The sequence below is a fragment of the Methylophilus sp. E2MeOHC9 genome (assembly GCF_058744375.1).
In genome coordinates, this window is the sequence record NZ_CP196024.1 from 2,693,413 (window position 1) to 2,709,949 (window position 16,537).

The 16,537-nt window shown below is 44.8% G+C and carries 17 protein-coding genes and 4 tRNA genes; 6 read left to right on the plus strand and 15 right to left on the minus strand.

Annotated elements, in window-relative coordinates:
* Nucleotides 1-55 precede the first annotated feature (55 nt).
* The 5 genes from ACSSVF_RS12955 to ccoN all read right to left on the minus strand — a co-directional run bounded on the left by ACSSVF_RS12955 (nucleotide 56) and on the right by ccoN (nucleotide 4,157).
* A complete protein-coding gene (locus ACSSVF_RS12955) occupies nucleotides 56-772 on the minus strand; it encodes an SDR family oxidoreductase (protein WP_492403965.1) in 717 nt (238 codons plus the stop codon).
* A 228-nt stretch (nucleotides 773-1,000) separates the two neighbouring features.
* Complete coding sequence (gene ccoP, locus ACSSVF_RS12960; protein ID WP_492403966.1) at nucleotides 1,001-1,903, minus strand: cytochrome-c oxidase, cbb3-type subunit III; 903 nt, start codon at nucleotides 1,901-1,903, stop codon at nucleotides 1,001-1,003.
* Nucleotides 1,900-2,076: a cbb3-type cytochrome oxidase subunit 3 gene (locus ACSSVF_RS12965; protein WP_492403968.1), complete on the minus strand. Its 177-nt coding sequence runs from the start codon at nucleotides 2,074-2,076 to the stop codon at nucleotides 1,900-1,902. Before ACSSVF_RS12965 ends, ccoP begins: the two co-directional genes overlap by 4 nt.
* Before the next feature lie 11 nt (nucleotides 2,077-2,087).
* Complete coding sequence (gene ccoO, locus ACSSVF_RS12970) at nucleotides 2,088-2,714, minus strand: cytochrome-c oxidase, cbb3-type subunit II (RefSeq protein WP_492403970.1); 627 nt, start codon at nucleotides 2,712-2,714, stop codon at nucleotides 2,088-2,090.
* A gap of 9 nt (nucleotides 2,715-2,723) precedes the next feature.
* Entirely contained in the window at nucleotides 2,724-4,157 is a 1,434-nt protein-coding gene (gene ccoN, locus ACSSVF_RS12975) for a cytochrome-c oxidase, cbb3-type subunit I (protein ID WP_492403971.1), read from the minus strand.
* A 151-nt stretch (nucleotides 4,158-4,308) separates the two neighbouring features.
* Between ccoN and ACSSVF_RS12980 the strand changes: the two genes are divergently transcribed.
* From ACSSVF_RS12980 to ACSSVF_RS12995, 4 genes are all read left to right on the plus strand, one after another.
* Nucleotides 4,309-5,718 carry an aminotransferase-like domain-containing protein gene (locus ACSSVF_RS12980; protein WP_492403973.1) on the plus strand — a complete coding sequence of 470 codons (1,410 nt, stop codon included), beginning with the start codon at nucleotides 4,309-4,311 and terminating at the stop codon, nucleotides 5,716-5,718.
* 89 nt (nucleotides 5,719-5,807) lie between these two features.
* Nucleotides 5,808-7,520, plus strand: coding sequence for a nitrite/sulfite reductase (locus tag ACSSVF_RS12985; RefSeq protein ID WP_492403974.1), 1,713 nt, complete (start codon nucleotides 5,808-5,810; stop codon nucleotides 7,518-7,520).
* Nucleotides 7,513-8,010, plus strand: coding sequence for a DUF934 domain-containing protein (locus ACSSVF_RS12990; RefSeq protein WP_492403976.1), 498 nt, complete (start codon nucleotides 7,513-7,515; stop codon nucleotides 8,008-8,010). Before ACSSVF_RS12985 ends, ACSSVF_RS12990 begins: the two co-directional genes overlap by 8 nt.
* Before the next feature lie 6 nt (nucleotides 8,011-8,016).
* Nucleotides 8,017-8,235: a helix-turn-helix domain-containing protein gene (locus ACSSVF_RS12995; protein WP_492403978.1), complete on the plus strand. Its 219-nt coding sequence runs from the start codon at nucleotides 8,017-8,019 to the stop codon at nucleotides 8,233-8,235.
* Nucleotides 8,236-8,326: 91 nt separating this feature from the next.
* On the opposite strand, the gene ACSSVF_RS13000 is transcribed toward ACSSVF_RS12995, so the two are convergent.
* The gene (locus tag ACSSVF_RS13000; RefSeq protein ID WP_492403980.1) at nucleotides 8,327-9,130 is read right to left on the minus strand and encodes an SDR family NAD(P)-dependent oxidoreductase; all 804 of its coding nucleotides are present in this window, start codon (nucleotides 9,128-9,130) and stop codon (nucleotides 8,327-8,329) included.
* Between the two features lie 124 nt (nucleotides 9,131-9,254).
* On the opposite strand from ACSSVF_RS13000, the gene ACSSVF_RS13005 reads away from it, so the two are divergent.
* Entirely contained in the window at nucleotides 9,255-9,824 is a 570-nt protein-coding gene (locus ACSSVF_RS13005) for a TetR/AcrR family transcriptional regulator (RefSeq protein WP_492403982.1), read from the plus strand.
* A gap of 33 nt (nucleotides 9,825-9,857) precedes the next feature.
* Here the strand turns inward: ACSSVF_RS13005 and ACSSVF_RS13010 are convergent, their stop codons facing one another.
* On the minus strand, nucleotides 9,858-10,826 hold the full coding sequence (locus ACSSVF_RS13010) for a GlxA family transcriptional regulator (RefSeq protein WP_492403984.1): 969 nt from the start codon (nucleotides 10,824-10,826) through the stop codon (nucleotides 9,858-9,860).
* 116 nt (nucleotides 10,827-10,942) lie between these two features.
* On the opposite strand from ACSSVF_RS13010, the gene ACSSVF_RS13015 reads away from it, so the two are divergent.
* Entirely contained in the window at nucleotides 10,943-11,584 is a 642-nt protein-coding gene (locus ACSSVF_RS13015; RefSeq protein ID WP_492403986.1) for an HD domain-containing protein, read from the plus strand.
* A gap of 197 nt (nucleotides 11,585-11,781) precedes the next feature.
* On the opposite strand, the gene ACSSVF_RS13020 is transcribed toward ACSSVF_RS13015, so the two are convergent.
* The 8 genes from ACSSVF_RS13020 to uvrC all read right to left on the minus strand — a co-directional run bounded on the left by ACSSVF_RS13020 (nucleotide 11,782) and on the right by uvrC (nucleotide 16,511).
* On the minus strand, nucleotides 11,782-12,201 hold the full coding sequence (locus ACSSVF_RS13020; RefSeq protein ID WP_492403988.1) for an HlyD family secretion protein: 420 nt from the start codon (nucleotides 12,199-12,201) through the stop codon (nucleotides 11,782-11,784).
* Between the two features lie 279 nt (nucleotides 12,202-12,480).
* Nucleotides 12,481-12,807 (minus strand): hypothetical protein, encoded by a 327-nt coding sequence (locus ACSSVF_RS13025; protein WP_492403990.1) that lies wholly within the window; start codon nucleotides 12,805-12,807, stop codon nucleotides 12,481-12,483.
* A 712-nt stretch (nucleotides 12,808-13,519) separates the two neighbouring features.
* Nucleotides 13,520-13,604 (minus strand) — tRNA-Leu (locus tag ACSSVF_RS13030).
* Between the two features lie 77 nt (nucleotides 13,605-13,681).
* Nucleotides 13,682-13,757 (minus strand) — tRNA-Gly (locus ACSSVF_RS13035).
* A 5-nt stretch (nucleotides 13,758-13,762) separates the two neighbouring features.
* Nucleotides 13,763-13,836, minus strand: a tRNA-Cys gene (locus tag ACSSVF_RS13040).
* A gap of 61 nt (nucleotides 13,837-13,897) precedes the next feature.
* Nucleotides 13,898-13,973: transfer RNA gene (locus ACSSVF_RS13045), tRNA-Gly, on the minus strand.
* A gap of 107 nt (nucleotides 13,974-14,080) precedes the next feature.
* Nucleotides 14,081-14,662, minus strand: a complete 582-nt coding sequence (pgsA, locus tag ACSSVF_RS13050) for a CDP-diacylglycerol--glycerol-3-phosphate 3-phosphatidyltransferase (RefSeq protein WP_442586144.1) — start codon at nucleotides 14,660-14,662, stop codon at nucleotides 14,081-14,083.
* A 49-nt stretch (nucleotides 14,663-14,711) separates the two neighbouring features.
* The gene (gene uvrC / locus ACSSVF_RS13055; protein WP_492403992.1) at nucleotides 14,712-16,511 is read right to left on the minus strand and encodes an excinuclease ABC subunit UvrC; all 1,800 of its coding nucleotides are present in this window, start codon (nucleotides 16,509-16,511) and stop codon (nucleotides 14,712-14,714) included.
* Nucleotides 16,512-16,537: the final 26 nt, after the last annotated feature.

The window sequence follows — 16,537 nt, forward strand, 5'->3', positions numbered from 1 at the left end:
GGCTATCTATCCCTGGTAAACCACCGGCTCAAACCGGTGGGATACATATATTAGCTTACATATTCGCAAAAAATTCTTCCAACCCCTTTGGATTGGTACCCCAAAGTTGGGCAAGTTTTGAGGAGGTAGGATCAGGATAAATGTCCTTTTGTCCTTCTACTAAGCCTTTTACGATATTTTCCGCAGTTTCTACTACCGACGCTTTATCTAATGGTAAATCTTTAGCCAGATCAGTATCGATCGGGCCTGGGTAAACACCAATCACTTCAATATTTTTACTTTTTAATAAGCCCCTTTGTGCTTGAGTGGCTGAAAAAAGGGCTGCTTTTGATGCTGAGTATCCTGTGATTCCAAGTGGTGGGGCATAGCTGACAATACTATTCAAGTTTACAATCGCTCCACCTCCACGCTTTTCTATCAATGCCGTAAATGCTTGAGTAACTCTAAGAGTACCGTAATAGTTAACATCCATATCAGCTGCCAACTCTTCAATAGATGAAGACACAACATTGTTGTATGTCATCACTCCGGCGTTATTAATCAATATATCAATCTGTACCACCTGGTTGATCGCTGCGGCCACATCGCCTTTATCAGTGATATCCAACTTTAATGGCACGACTCTGGGATCATTAAAGTCAGGTAGGGACGACAGGTTACGAGCAGCCGCATAAATCTTTTCAACATCATGCTTAAGAAAAGCTTTAACCAATTCGGTTCCAATGCCCCGGTTTGCTCCTGTAATTAAAACAATTTTAGATTTCAAATCCATCACAACTTCCTTTCATGTAAAGAGAATAAACAGTTACTCTGAATTCCAATCATTAACATCAATTGTTGAAATCCCTAAGTAACTTTCATAATGATAGTGACATAGTAAGTTTCATTATGCAAGTTACTTTTCGTGACTACATATCTTCTTGTATAAAAGGCAGTTAACCCGGGGGAGCAAACAGATGGGATTTGTTCGAGTGTGATTAGGCTCTAGTTATCGCCAATATCAATGCCTAGTACTGGAAAGGCCCCAAACATAAGCAGTCAACAGATGGATTTGCTCTGGACTGAATTTTTCTTCCCAGGCTGGCATCTGGTTGGTTTTACCTTCGTGAATACGCTTGATGATCGCCGCTTCACCCTGGCCATGCAACCAGGTGTTGTCTGTCAGGTTAGGTGCGCCGATCATCTGGTTACCTTTGCCGTCCGGGCCGTGGCAAGCTGCACATACCCCGAATTTATCCTTACCGGCATTGGCACGACCGGAGTCATGGATACTGCCAGACAGGCTTAATACGTAGTTAGCCACGTTTTTAACGTCCTCTTCGCTACCGACAGCGGCTGCCATAGGCGGCATCATGCCTATGCGGCCTTCGGTGATGGTTTCCTTGATTCTTTCAGGGCTGCCACCGTATAACCAGTCATTGTCTGATAGGTTAGGAAAGCCGCGGCTACCTTTGGCATCTGAACCGTGACATGCAGCACAGTTGTTCAGGAAGATACGTTTGCCGATATCGCGGGCTTCTGGAATTTTGGCTACGTCTTCTACCGGCATAGCAGCGTATTTTGCATAAAGGGGAGCCACTCGCTCGTTATTTCTTTTAACCTCAGCTTCGAATTCTCCAACTTGAGTCCAACCCCACGCACCTTTATAGCTACCAAGACCTGGATACAAGTAAAGATAGCCAAGTGAAAAAACTACAGTAATCACAAACAGCCCCACCCACCACATTGGTAGTGGATTATTCATTTCTTTGATGCCATCCCATTCGTGACCGTTGGTATTATCGTCATCCAGTGGCACCTTTACTCGACTTGCAAAAATAAGAAGGGCTACACAACCTGCGATTCCACCAAGCGTAATGGTCGAGATCCAGATTGGCCAAAACCCACTCACAAAATCATTCATTTTTCTAAATCCTTGTTGAGTCCTAATGGACGTTGGTCTTGATCAAAAGGCAATCTTTGTGCACGCTCAAATTCAGCTGATTTTCGATTGAACCAAGCCCAGGCTAAAATTCCTGTAAACAAAACAAAAGTCATTGAAGTAAACAATATGCGTAAAATGCCGATGGTATCCATGGCCAATCTCCTTATTTGAGGTGTGTACCTAACACTTGCAGGTAAGCTACCAGTGCATCCATCTCAGTTTTCCCTTTAATGGCCTCACCGCCCTCTTTGATCTGTTCATCGGTATATGGCACACCTACCATACGCAGAGCCGCCATGTGATTGCCAATACTTGAATGGTCTACTAATGATTCAGTGAGGAATGGGTAAGCTGGCATGATCGATTCTGGTACGACGTCACGCGGATTGTTCAGGTGCACTCTATGCCAGTCATCACTGTATTTACCACCAACACGATGCAAGTCAGGGCCGGTACGCTTACTACCCCATTGGAACGGGTGATCGTAAACGTATTCACCAGCCACTGAGTAATGACCATAACGCAGTGTTTCAGCATGGAAAGGACGTATCATCTGCGAGTGGCAGTTGTAGCACCCCTCCCGTAAATAGATATCCCGGCCAGCCAGTTGCAAGGCTGTGTATGGTTGCAAACCACGGATAGGCTCTGTCAGTGTCTTTTGGAAAAACAAAGGCACGATTTCTGCCAGACCACCAAAAGAGATGGTGATAAAAGTCAGCACGATCAACAGAAAATTGTTGGTTTCAATTTTTTCGTGCAGGTTGCGACTAGTCGGTTGATTAGATGCCATTGTTATTCCTTAGGCGTGATTTAGGATTTGTGGAATTTCAATGGTGGCTGGCTTACCCATTCGCGCCGTTTTTACTGTGTTCCACAGCATCAAAGCTAATCCACTCATGTACAGGAACCCACCTAATGTCCGAGTGATATAGTAAGGAGGTTTCGCTTTTACACTTTCAACAAAGGTATAAGCCAAAGTACCGTCAGCGTTCATAGCACGCCACATCAGGCCTTCCATCACACCGGAGATCCACAATGCTGCGATGTACAGCACCACACCTATGGTTGCCATCCAGAAATGCACTTCGATCGCTTTCACGCTGTACATCTGTTTCTGACCGAACAGACGCGGGATCAGGAAGTACAGTGAACCGATGGAAATGAAACCTACCCAGCCCAGAGCACCGGAATGCACGTGGCCTACGGTCCAGTCAGTGTAGTGAGACAAAGCGTTCACAGTCTTGATCGCCATCATAGGGCCTTCAAAGGTACTCATACCGTAGAAAGACAATGAAACGATCAGGAAACGCAGGATAGGGTCAGTACGCAGTTTGTGCCATGCGCCGGACAAGGTCATGATGCCGTTGATCATACCGCCCCAGCTAGGTGCAAACAGGATCAGAGATAACACCATACCTAATGACTGGGTCCAGTCTGGCAATGCGGTGTAATGCAGATGGTGAGGGCCCGCCCACATATAAGTAAAGATCAGTGCCCAGAAGTGCACGATAGACAAGCTGTAAGAATACACAGGACGCTCGGCTTGCTTAGGCACAAAGTAGTACATCATGCCCAGGAAACCGGCAGTTAGATAAAATCCAATCGCATTGTGACCGTACCACCATTGCACCATCGCATCTTGCACCCCTGCGTAAGCTGAGTAAGACTTGAACCAGCCGGCAGGAATCGATGCACTTTCAACAATATGCAGGAGTGCGAATGCGATTATAAATGCGCCGTAGAACCAGTTAGCGACATAAATGTGTTTAATTTTTCTGTGAGAGATAGTGCCGAAAAAGCTAATCGCGTATGCCACCCAGCTTACTAATATCAATACATCAATTGGCCATTCCAGCTCTCCATACTCTTTGCCTTGGGTGTATCCAAGCGGAAGACTGATTACCGCGCCGACCAATACGGCTTGCCACACCCAAAAACTAAAACTGGCAATCTTGTCTCCGTATAATCTGGCTTGGCAGGTCCGTTGGACGACGTAGTACGAGGTTGCAAACAGCGCACATCCGCCAAAACCAAAAATGACCAAACTGACGTGTAACGGGCGCAGCCTGCCAAATGAAAGCTCTGGGATTCCAGTCCCTAATTCTGGCCAAACTAAAAGAGAGGCAATTAGCACACCGATTAATGTACCAATGACTCCCCAAACTACAGCCATGATTGCAAACTGGCGAACAATAGTATCGTTGTAAACCTCTGTCTTAGCTAAATCATTCATTTGATTATCTCTAATAATTAAAACGGTAATGTTCCTTGAGTAACGCAATTCTGATCGTATGTAACTTAAATAAACAGCAGCAGAAATATACAAAAACAGCGTATCAGATGTATATTGAAAATAAGAAACCTACCGACTTACTGGAAATCCTATGAAACGATATGAAGAGTTAGCAGAGGCAATCGCGAAATCTATAAGGGATGAGGTAATTAAACCTGGGGAAAAATTACCCTCCGTTAGGGAGACTAGTAAGAAGAGAGGAGTAAGCGCCTCAACGGTATTTGAGGCTTATTATCTTTTAGAAGCCCGAGGATTAATCACCACCAGACCGAGGTCTGGCTATTACGTTAATAGCAGTATCAAAAAGCTCAGACCTTTGGCAGAACAGAAGCCAGAAGGTATCGCAACCCAGCAAGAGGTAGATGTCAGTGATCTGGTTTTTGAAGTTCTAGAAGCCACCAGATCAAGAAGCAGCGTTCCTTTTGGATCTGCTTTTCCAAGCCCGGTGCTATTTCCAATGGCCAAGCTCGCCAAAACCATGTCATACACAGTCCAAAAGATGGATCCATGGCGTACAGTCGAAGATCTGGGACCTGGGGATAATGAACTTCGTCGCCAGATTGCATTAAGGTATCGCATTGATGGAATCGACATGCCTACCGAAGAAATTGTGATCACCAATGGTGCTTTGGAAGGACTGAATCTTTGCCTGGCTGCTGTAACCCGTCCTGGTGACACCATCTTGATCGAATCACCCACTTTTTATGCTGCCCTGCAATCAATCGAGCGCTATGGTTTGAAAGCTGTTGAAGTACCTAGTCACCCCGACACCGGCATTGATTTGGATTTGATGGAAGAATCCATCAAACGCTATCAACCCAAAGCTTGTTGGCTGATGACCAATTTTCAAAATCCGCTTGGTAGCTTAATGCCAGACGCCAACAAAAAGCGTTTAGTGGAAATCATCACCAAATATCAACTGCCATTAATTGAAGATGATGTTTACGGAGAGTTATATTTTGATGATAAACGCCCTACCCCTACAAAATCTTACGATGCAGAAGGTTTGATACTGCATTGTTCATCTTTTTCGAAAAGCCTTGCCCCTGGATACAGAATTGGATGGGTCGCCGCTGGTAGGTTCGCAAAGAAGGTTGAGAGACTAAAGCTTTCAACCTCGATCACTACATCAGTCCCGGCTCAGCAGACCTTAGCGAACTACTTGTCAAAGGGTGGCTATGATAGACATCTGCGACAGCTAAGGCATGTGCTCATTTTGGAACAGCTCCGCTACCTGAAGGCAATCGAACAATATTTTCCTGAAGAAACGCGGATTTCAAGACCCCATGGCGGATACTTTTTCTGGATTGAATTGCCGAAAAAAGTGGATGCGCTTAAGCTCCATAGAACCGCTTTGGATAACGGAATCAGTATTGCTCCTGGCCCGATATTTTCTGCGCAAAGAAGCTTTAAGAACTTCATCAGACTTAACTACGGACATGAGTACGACGAACAGGTCGATGATGCTTTGGCAATTCTTGGCAAATTGATTACCACTTGATCTGATACGTAGTTTTTACAGAAATCTGCAGCTGTATTGTTTCTTTTATAAAATTTATCCTTCATCCTAAATTTCATTAGGATGAAAAAATGTATAAGTACGATGACAGAGACCAAAGCCTGGTTGAGCAAAGAGTCACTCAATTTAAAAATCAGACGGAACGGTTTTTAGCAGGAAAACTTTCTGAAGAAGATTTTCGCGTCCTGAGATTGCAAAATGGTCTCTACTTGCAAAGACATTCCCCAATGCTCCGGGTTGCAATTCCCTATGGAATCCTGGGTTCGTATCAACTTAGAAAACTGGCTGAGATATCCCGCAAGTTTGACAAGGGATATGGGCATTTAACGACCCGCCAAAACATCCAGTTTAACTGGACCAAGCTTAAGGATGTGCCAAGCATTTTGGCCGAGTTAGCAACTGTACAAATGCATGCCATCCAGACCAGCGGAAATTGCATTCGAAATACCACTACAGATCATTTTGCTGGCGTCTCACATGATGAAATTGTGAACCCCCTAATATGGTGCGAGATCATTAGGCAATGGTCTGTACTTCATCCTGAATTCGCATTTTTACCTCGAAAATTCAAAATTGCTGTTAGTGGTGCAGTCACTGATAGAGCCGCAGTAGGCGTGCATGATATAGGCCTTCATGCAACGGAAGTTAACGGCGAGATCGGATTCAAAGTATGGGTTGGAGGCGGACTTGGTAGAACGCCTTTAGTTGGGCACCAGGTTAAAGACTTCTTAAGATGGCAGGATTTGCTCACCTATCTGCAGGCCATTCTCCGTGTTTATAATTTGCATGGCCGTAGAGACAATAAGTACAAAGCTAGAATCAAAATTTTAGTCAAAGACTTAACCCCTGCAATTTTTGCAGAACAGGTCGAATCATTGTGGGAAAAAATTAAAGCCAATGTTGGCGGCGTTTCAGAGGATGATCTAAATAAAGTCAAAGATCAATTCACTTGGCCTGAATACGCCACCATTTCTGATGAGTCTTATCCTGAGCAATATCTTACGAATAAATCCTTCAAAAAATGGGTACAGAGCAATACTCATAAACATAAAGTAAAAGGTTATATCTCAGTCACAGCTTCACTCAAGGCACATGGTGAAGCTCCCGGTGACATTTCAGCAGATCAAATGGAAGTGATCGCTAATCTTGCAGACGCATATAGCTACGGTGAGGTTCGGGTGAGCCATGAACAGAATATAGTCTTGCCTGACGTACGCGTCTCAGATCTGTACTTTGTTTGGCAAATTCTCGATAAAGCAAAACTGGCCACTGCGAACATTGGCTATCTCACCAATATTATTTCTTGCCCAGGAATGGATTATTGCAATCTGGCAAATGCAGCCTCCATACCGGTGGCAATGGCCATTCAAGAGAGATTCAACGATATGGATTTTCTCTATGATATTGGACCAATTGATCTCAATATTTCAGGTTGCATCAACGCCTGTAGTCATCACCACATTGGCCATATTGGCATCTTAGGTGTCGATAAAAATGGAGAGGAATGGTATCAAATCACATTGGGTGGCCGGCAATATGATGTTGCTCAGTCAGATAAGCCTGAAGCCAATAAAGGCGCCTCAATCGGAAAAATTATTGGTCCATCGTTCAAACGAGAACAAATTCCTGAGGTGATTGAGACCATCATTACTACATACCTCAGTCTTCGTGAGTTTGATGAGGAGTTATTTATTGATGTCATTGATAGAGTCGGCATAGAACCATTCAAGAGTTCAGTTTACTCATCCAAGGCCTCAGCGAATAAAGGGGCTTTGCATGCCTAATCAGGAGTTTATTCATTACGGGGAATTAAAGCCCAACGCCTGGAGGCTATTTGAATCCAACTTGGATAATGGTTTCGCATTACCGCCGGACGAGCCTTACTGGATGGTAGGAATCAATCACCTGATGCCATTGATCGGTCATGGCCCGAGGCAACATAAAGTTGGGTTAATTCTCAAAACAGGATCTACTATAGAAGACCTTATCGTTGATGAGGTAGCTCTTCATGAACTGGATTTAATTGCGTTTTTGGCAATCGATTTTCCCGCTTATAGCGATGGCAGAGGTTTCTCACTCGCTTGGAGTCTGAGAAATGAGTACCAATGGACTGGTGAATTGCGGGCCCTAGGCGATGTATTGATTGACACAGTTAATTACTTGTCACGGTGTGGCTTCGATAGTTTTGTTTTAAAAGAAGGGCATAGCCCAAGCGATGCAGTTGATGCATTGGATCTGTTTACCCAGCCTTATCAAACACATTCCATTAAGTAGTCAAACATGATTCTCATCACATTGAAACAAGCCATTTTCAAAAGACAGATTGCAATTGGCAAAGTCATAACCATCATTGAAATATCTAACTCAACAGGAATCAGTAGAACGACCTTACACAGAATGATCAAAGACCCGAGCTACAACACCTCTACGGTGCAAATGGGGAAAATATGTGAATTCTTAAATTGTGATATATCTGATCTTTTGACGGTTGTGATTTAACAGGCTTGTATTTAGGTTTGCTATGAACTCAACCGAATGTGTGAAGCAAGTTACCCCTTCAAATATATTTAGCTGAAGGGGTCGTCACTTTTTACACGTTATAGCGAGAGGCGGGCATGCCTATTTGAGTGGCAGCAAATAATCTCTTACGCACTTCGTCATAAGCTTCCCAAAGTCCCTTGTCTTCCACAGAAGGCAATGTCACCAGTTCTCTCATATCTAGCCCAGCTAAAGCTGCATCAACACAATTTTCTGCCGTCATTACTGTATCTTGATTCAATGATTTTAGAGGGATTCCAGCAAGGTCCCATATTTCTGTTGCTGTCGAGGCTGGTAATACTAACTGCACGAATACATTTGTCCCTTCAACCTCGCCTTGAAGTCCCCTAGTAAAATTCATCACATAACCTTTGGTCGCGCTGTAAATAGTGCTGATCGGCAAATTGAAGAAGGACAGGACTGAACCAATATTAATGATGGTTCCGTTGTTTCTTTGTTTGAATCGCTTTAGCGCTGCGTACGATAAATCTACTAATGCAGTGACATTGATTTCATTCATTGCGTCCACATCGTTTTTATCTGCATCAACCAGAGGAGAGAAGCTACCAACGCCAGCATTATTAACCAATAGAGTGATTGATGAATTGGTATCAATCACTTGAGCGACTTTTAAGATATCTTCTTTTTTAGACAGATCTACAACGAACTCCGATGCATTTACACCATATTTCTCTTTCAAAGATTCCGCCAACTCAACTAATCTTTCTTTCCTACGAGCAACCAGAATCAAGTCATAACCACGGTCAGCAAGCCTTTCTGCATACACCTTCCCAAGACCTGCAGAAGCACCTGTAACAACAGCTACACCTAACGAAGCTTTAGATTTTTCACTCATGTCGTTTCCTTAAATTGATTAAAAATACGTATAGTTGAAATCAAACATGATATACATCATGTTTGATTTAATTGAAGCATGATGGATATAATGTTTAATGTCAACAATTAAAATTTAGAGCCTTATGAGATACCCGGCAGAAGAAACAGCTCAGAAACATATCAAGATCCTGGAGGAAGCATCTCGGTTGTTTAGGGAAAAAGGATTCGATGGCGTTAGTGTGAGTGAAATTATGAAAGCGACCGGTTTAACACATGGTCCTTTCTATAATCACTTCAAGTCAAAAGAAGCTTTGATGGCAGAATGTCTCAGCTTTGCTGGAGATAAAGCGATCCAGAGTATTGCCGCAGTTAATAAATCTACTGAAAAGAAAGCGGCATATGTAGAAGACTATCTGAGTCAAAGGCACCGGGATGATTCGGGAACTGGTTGTATAACAGCCGCATTGGGATCTCAAATCAAGAATGAACCAGAGACCAAAGAAGCTTTCACTAAATACATTCAAGGTGCCTTGGATAAACTCACCCAAGAGTTCCCATGGCAGTCGCCTTCAAATGCCAGAGAGGAGTCTATTGCATTGCTTACCTCTATGGTTGGAGCTCTTGTGATTGCCAGGGCCGTGAGTGATGAGGAGTTATCCAAAGACATTCTCGATAGCACCAAGAGATTTTTACTGGATTCTACCCAGAAATAACAAGCTAATTCTTTTTCCGGGGATTCTTGAATACTACGTCAGGTCAGGAATAGGATAGTTTCGCCTGAACTCAGCAGGCGTTAATCCCACATATTTTCTGAATGTTCGTCTAAGGGTATCCGCATTAGCGAAGCCGCATTTGTATGCAACCACCTTGGGCGTATCATGCCCGTTTTGAAGTAGTCGCTTCGCAGACTCTATCCTCGTTGCTTCCACCCATGAGATAGGCGACATACCAACTTCGTCGCGGAAAATTCTGGAAAAATGCCTGGTGCTCATTCCTGCATGCTTAGCAAGATTGCTAATGCTATGATCTAGAGCGGGATTCGCATGAACCCAGCGTTGTACTTCTTGAAGAACCGATCTAACAGCCAGCGATGAGTCTTGGTGGCGACTAAACTGTAATTGACCGCCGGGGCGTTTGAAATACATCACCAGCTGTTCAGAGACTCTTAATGCAATATCTCTGCCAAGATCCTCCTCTACCAATGCTAATGCCATATCCATTCCGGCCGTAACACCGGCTGCTGTGCGTATTTTCCCATCCTTGATATATATAGAATCTTTATCAATTTTCAGGGTTGGATACAGGCTAGCCAACTCATCTGCAACGGCCCAATGGGTAGTGAGATGCCTGTTATTCAACAAGCCCGTCGCTGCCAAGAAAAAAGCGCCTGTACATACAGACCCAAAACGCCGACTTGATCTAGTCGCTTCTATCAACCAATCAGAAACTTGAGTTGAAATAGTTCTAAACCTTGCATCGGGGCTACCAGCAATGAGCAGCGTATCAAAATCGATACCACTCCTTGGTATGACGATGTCAGGCTGAAGTCTAATACCTGAAGAACTCACAATGGATTCGGAAGAAATTCCCAACACCTTCAGGTCATAGCAAATGGTTTTAGCTTCAACATTTGCCTGTGCAAAAACATCCATTGGCCCAGCGACGTCTAGTAACTGAACACCTGGTAATGCAAGAATTGCGATGGTTTTGATCATGTTGGTTAGAAAATACTATCAAAGATGTGATTTGGCATTATTTGACTGTAAAAGTCAATTGAGGACATTTTAATACTTTTTTAGAATGTACGGACATTCAAATATGGAGTTACAAAATGTCGCTTAATGTCAGTGGAATTACTATTCCTGATAGCTATTTGGCCAAACAAATTACGCAGGTAGTACGGGACACCGAGTCAGATCTACTATTTCATCATTCAAGCCGTGTCTATTATTTTGGAGCATTGGCAGGCATACAGCGCGGCTTAACATTTGATGCAGAGTTACTTTATTGTGGCTGCATGTTTCACGATATGGGGCTGACAGATCAGTACAGTAGCCAAAATGAAAGGTTTGAAGTAGACGGTGCGAATGCCGCTAGAGATTTTCTAAATCAACATGGGATTTCTCAGAGTGATATTGATACAGTTTGGACTTCCATTGCTCTACATACAACGCCAGGTATTCCAGAACACATGCATCCAATTATCGCACTGGTTACTGCCGGTGTAGAAATGGATGTCTTGGGTTTAACTTATGATCAATACACACATGAAGTCAGGGAGGCCGTAGTGAATGCGCATCCACGCAGCGTAAATTTCAAAGAACATATTATCCAAGCATTTTACGATGGTATTAAACATAAACCAGCCTCAACATTCGGGAATGTGAAAGGTGATGTAATTGCAGATAAAGAACCCCATTTCCATAAAGGAAACTTTTGTGAAGTAATTCGCTGTTCTGCTTGGAAAGCTTGAATTTATTTATATGGAAGTTCATTGAATAATACACCTTCACAGTCGAATATAATCCAACTAGAAAAAGTTACAAAAGTTACATATAACCCGTCGGCGCTGTTTTCAACTCACAAAGGGGCAACCATTTATAGAGAGATTCAAGGTCGACCCCTTGGGTCTTTTTTCGTATAGGAAAGCCTTTGCCGAAAATTTAACGTTCACAATTCGCCAACAGCAATATTAGTTGTTAAGGACATCCCGACGCGTAGTTTTTTTGCCTCAGACTGATTGTCACTAATACGAATACGTACGGGAAGCCGTTGTACAATTTTAGTAAAGTTTCCAGTAGCATTGTGCGGCGCTATTGCTGAATAACTAACTCCACTAGCTGGACCTATACTCTCTACAGTGCCTTTTAAAAGCTTTCCAGGTAAAGCATCTACTTTAATATCCACTGACTGACCAGTTTCAACGTGTGCTAATTGGGTTTCACGGTAGTTAGCAGTTATAAATATGGCATTCAATGGAATAATGGCCGACAACGGTGTTCCAGCATTTACATATGCCCCAACGCGTACCGACTTTTGTCCAATGCTACCGTCAATTGGGGCACTGATCCGAGTATATGAAAGCTTCAACTCTGCGCTGCCGTCCTTAGAAAAGCTCTTCGTATGTGATGGGATTACGTGCGTTGAAAAGAGCGGATCGTACGAACAAGTTGGGTATTGCTCGGCGGTCTTCTGGCCATAGAGGGAGTTGATTTACTATGACATTTGCTGGGCCTACTGAATCAAATACTGGATTCGACTTTAATGCTTGTCTTTTCCTAGAGTTTGCTTCATTCAGCTTTCTTTCAATTTGAGCATACGGACTTAAATCGAACCGACTTTGATCGGGATGATTATTTGCTAAAAAGGTCATGACTTTCCCCCTGCTGAATCTTTGGGTGAAGTCCTAATTACTTTTCTTGGTCTTCCTGGCCGCTTTGCGACTGGAGTTGCCGGGGAATCAAGCTGAGGTTGCCCTGTTACAAGATATTCAACGACATCAACTATAGAATGACCAAGCTTTCCGCCCAGATCAATAAATCGGATTGGGTATTTCCCTCTTCTTCTCGCAGTGTATGCACTCTTAATTTTTTTGAATTTAAGAATGTTGAAGCTGGCATCTTCGAAAGTTAGAGTTGCCCCATATTCTTTGAAGAGAGCAGCAAAAATCTGTTCACCGCCATTAATATTGGCCATGATGTACTCCTTAGATCTAATTTGCGTTACTAAGCAATGCCTGTGAAGGCGCTAGAAATAAGGATTCAATTATTGTCTGTTGGAGAGTGGGGATGTGACCGTAAGTCTGGCCACGATAGGGATATGAATGAAACGTGAAGCTACAAATAGCGAAAGGACTTCGCAAAAAAAGAATAGCAAAAGTGTTATGCCGTCACTGATGCCTTGCCAAAGTTTTTCAACGGTGGCAACTACCGATAAACCTAAATCAAGTAATAAGTTATAACTATTTGAGAATGCTCTACTAACTATATCTCTCGACGCATGCGTCAACAGGACAGGCACACATATCGAAGTCATAGCCAACCCAAAAACATCTAGCAGTGAATAAGAGAAGATGGAGCTATAAAATGCCATAGGTATAGCAGACAACAATCCTAAACATATCAAAAGGAATACGCATAGCTTGCCCAAAGGCAGCTTCGACTTTCCAATTAATTGTTCAGAATTTTGCGACATCGTTGTAGATTGCAGTTGGCTTATGTGGTTTTTTGAAGAATCATTGAGAAATAAGATAACCCATAATTTCTACGATTGCAACAACCTACGATTGGATACTATCCCACAATTACACCACAACTTGAATGAAAAATAGAGATGTCAGATGAAGACGGATGAAGAATTTAGATACAAAAAAACCAGCTAAGCAGCTGGTTTTAAAGTACTATTTAAGTGGTGCCCGGAGCCGGAATCGAACCGGCACACCTTGCGGCGAGGGATTTTAAGTCCCTTGTGTCTACCAGTTTCACCATCCGGGCGGTAGGTCTGACAAGCTGCGTATTTTACCACCTTGAAAGGTTTTGCAAACCCTCAGGTGACGTGCTTGCTAGAAATTTGGAGCGGGAAACGAGTCTCGAACTCGCGACCTCAACCTTGGCAAGGTTGCGCTCTACCAACTGAGCTATTCCCGCATATCTGGAGGCGCGAGCCGGAGTCGAACCGGCCTAAACGGCTTTGCAGGCCGCGGCATAACCGCTTTGCTATCGCGCCAGAACCAACAACATAAAAACATCTTATGTTAAAAAGGGAAAGCTGTGCTTTCCCCTGAATTTGGAGCGGGAAACGAGTCTCGAACTCGCGACCTCAACCTTGGCAAGGTTGCGCTCTACCAACTGAGCTATTCCCGCGTATTTCCTTGCGCCATGCGTCGTAAGGAAGCTGGCATTTTAATGATTTTTGACCCTGTGTCAAGGAAGATTTATGAAAAAACCTGACTTTTCCCAGGAATGCTTTTTTAGAGCGTTTCGCGAATGGCAGGCCAGGCTGCGCGCAGGTAATACCCCATGGAAATCAGGGTCAATAATGCAGCGATGACGATCAGCCATTCCCCTAGCCATTGAATGTTTAATCCGAATAGCGGGTCGTACCAGAGCAATAAAGTAATGGCCAACATTTGTGCGGCGGTTTTTACTTTACCCACCACAGCGACGGCGACATTGGCACTTTTCCCGATACTGGCCATCCACTCACGCAAGGCGCTGATGGCGATTTCACGGCCAATGATGATCAGAGCGACCACTGCCCCCACCCGATTAAGTTCTACCAGCACGATGAGCGCTGCGGCCACCATTAATTTATCGGCCACCGGGTCAAGAAATGCGCCGAATTTGGACATCTGATGATATTTGCGTGCCCAGTAGCCATCCAGCCAATCGGTGAAAGCGGCCAGCATGAATACTGCGGAAGCTGCGAGATTCACCCAGTGAGCGGGCAGCCCTTGGGCCGAAACGGCATTGGCTGGCAGGTAGAACATGCCTACGAACACCGGAATCATGGCGATACGCAGCAAGGTGAGCAGGTTGGGGATAGTCCACATAGATATCTGTTTCTGATGTATGTCGCGGGTAAGTACGTCGCTTTAAATTTTAATGCAGGCGCTCGTAAATGCTTTGCGCCAAGGCCAGACTAATGCCTTCCACTTGGGCAATTTCATCTATGCTAGCACTTTTTATCCCATCCAGGCCACCAAAACGCATGAGCAAGGCTTTGCGCCGCTTGGCACCGACACCTTCGATCTCCTCAAGACTGGAAGTAATACGCGCCTTGGCACGCTTGGCACGGTGGCCGGTGATGGCGAATCTGTGCGCTTCGTCACGGATTTGCTGCAGCAGGTGCAGGCCGATATTATCCGTGGGCAGGTTCAGCATTTCACCGGTATCAGAAAAGATCATGGTCTCCAGGCCTGGCCTGCGCTCTTCGCCTTTGGCGATGCCGACCAGCAGAATATCGTCCAGGCCGACTTCCTGCATGACTTCGATAGCAACGCCTAGCTGACCTTTGCCGCCATCAATAAATACCAGGTCCGGGCGTTTACCCTCCCCTGCCGCGACTTTGCGGTAGCGTCGGGTCAATACATCGCGCATGGCTGCATAATCATCGCCTGGCGTGATACCGGTGATGTTGTAGCGCCGATATTCGCTGTTTTGCATATCGCCGCGGTCAAACACGACGCAGCTGCCTACAGTCGCCTCGCCCATGGTGTGGCTAATATCAAAACATTCTATACGCTCAGTGCCCTCTGTCAGGTGCAATGCTTCCCGCAAGGCGACCAGGCGTGCATGCTGGTTGGCTGAAGTAGCCATGCGTTGCTGCAAGGCCAGCTCGGCATTGGTTTGTGCCATTTTCAGCCAGACTTTTTTATCGCCGATGGCATTAGTCAGCACGCGGATCTTGCGGCCAGCCTGTTCACTCAACACTTCCTCAAACTCTTCTTTATCGACTTCAGCCCCGCACACCAGCAATGGCGGCGTGTTTTGCGAGATGTAATATTGCGTGAGAAATGCTTCCATGGTTTCCGTCAGCTCAGCATCCTGGCTGTTTTTGGGGAAAAAGCTTTTATCGCCCAGATGACGTCCGCCGCGAATCATGACCAGGTTAATGCAGTGCTGCCCTTCTGCTGCGGCACAGGCGATGACATCCGCATCGCTAACGCTAAAGTCACTCACAAACTGCTTGGCCTGCACCTGGCGCAAAGCCTGCATACGGTCACGCAAAATCGCTGCGTGCTCATACTCCATCTCCTCGGCGGCCCGGTTCATTTCATCGCCGATGGCATCGATCACTTCATTGGTTTTACCCAATAAAAACATCGCGGCATGCCGCACATCCTGTGCGTAATCTTCTTCAGAGATCAGGTCTACGCAAGGCGCTGTGCAACGCGCGATCTGGTATTGCAGGCATGGGCGTGAGCGATTGGCAAATACCGTATTTTCACAGGTGCGTAGCTTAAAGACCTTTTGCAATAACTGGATACTTTCACGCACCGCGAGGGTATTGGGAAAAGGCCCGAAATACTGGTGACCTTTGCGCTGTGTGCCTCTATGAAACGCCAGCCTGGGGAATGCGTCGCCAGTGAGGCTGATATAAGGGTAGGATTTATCATCGCGAAACAACACGTTGTAGCGCGGCATCAACCCTTTGATCATGTTATTTTCCAGCAGCAAGGCTTCCGCTTCGGAACGCGTCACTGTGGTTTCTATGCCCATGATCTGCGACACCATCATTTTGGTGCGCGGGCTATTCAGGTTTTTATTAAAGTAGCTGGAAACCCGTTTCTTCAGGTCTTTGGCTTTACCGACATAAATCACCGTGCTTTCCGCATTCAGCATGCGGTAAACACCTGGCAAATTGGGTAGGTTTTTGAGGATGGGCTTGGAATCAAACATGCGTGTATTTTACACGCATGTGCCTA

Excerpts from the sequence above, each read along its gene's own strand:
- ACSSVF_RS12955 (WP_492403965.1), bottom strand. The coding sequence starts at position 772 with ATGGATTTGAAATCTAAAATTGTTTTAATTACAGGAGCAAACCGGGGC.
- ccoP (WP_492403966.1), bottom strand. The coding sequence starts at position 1,903 with ATGAATGATTTTGTGAGTGGGTTTTGGCCAATCTGGATCTCGACCATT.
- ACSSVF_RS12965 (WP_492403968.1), bottom strand. The coding sequence starts at position 2,076 with ATGGATACCATCGGCATTTTACGCATATTGTTTACTTCAATGACTTTT.
- ccoO (WP_492403970.1), bottom strand. The coding sequence starts at position 2,714 with ATGGCATCTAATCAACCGACTAGTCGCAACCTGCACGAAAAAATTGAA.
- ccoN (WP_492403971.1), bottom strand. The coding sequence starts at position 4,157 with ATGAATGATTTAGCTAAGACAGAGGTTTACAACGATACTATTGTTCGC.
- ACSSVF_RS12980 (WP_492403973.1), top strand. The coding sequence starts at position 4,309 with ATGAAACGATATGAAGAGTTAGCAGAGGCAATCGCGAAATCTATAAGG.
- ACSSVF_RS12985 (WP_492403974.1), top strand. The coding sequence starts at position 5,808 with ATGTATAAGTACGATGACAGAGACCAAAGCCTGGTTGAGCAAAGAGTC.
- ACSSVF_RS12990 (WP_492403976.1), top strand. The coding sequence starts at position 7,513 with ATGCCTAATCAGGAGTTTATTCATTACGGGGAATTAAAGCCCAACGCC.
- ACSSVF_RS12995 (WP_492403978.1), top strand. The coding sequence starts at position 8,017 with ATGATTCTCATCACATTGAAACAAGCCATTTTCAAAAGACAGATTGCA.
- ACSSVF_RS13000 (WP_492403980.1), bottom strand. The coding sequence starts at position 9,130 with ATGAGTGAAAAATCTAAAGCTTCGTTAGGTGTAGCTGTTGTTACAGGT.
- ACSSVF_RS13005 (WP_492403982.1), top strand. The coding sequence starts at position 9,255 with ATGAGATACCCGGCAGAAGAAACAGCTCAGAAACATATCAAGATCCTG.
- ACSSVF_RS13010 (WP_492403984.1), bottom strand. The coding sequence starts at position 10,826 with ATGATCAAAACCATCGCAATTCTTGCATTACCAGGTGTTCAGTTACTA.
- ACSSVF_RS13015 (WP_492403986.1), top strand. The coding sequence starts at position 10,943 with ATGTCGCTTAATGTCAGTGGAATTACTATTCCTGATAGCTATTTGGCC.
- ACSSVF_RS13025 (WP_492403990.1), bottom strand. The coding sequence starts at position 12,807 with ATGGCCAATATTAATGGCGGTGAACAGATTTTTGCTGCTCTCTTCAAA.
- pgsA (WP_442586144.1), bottom strand. The coding sequence starts at position 14,662 with ATGTGGACTATCCCCAACCTGCTCACCTTGCTGCGTATCGCCATGATT.
- uvrC (WP_492403992.1), bottom strand. The coding sequence starts at position 16,511 with ATGTTTGATTCCAAGCCCATCCTCAAAAACCTACCCAATTTGCCAGGT.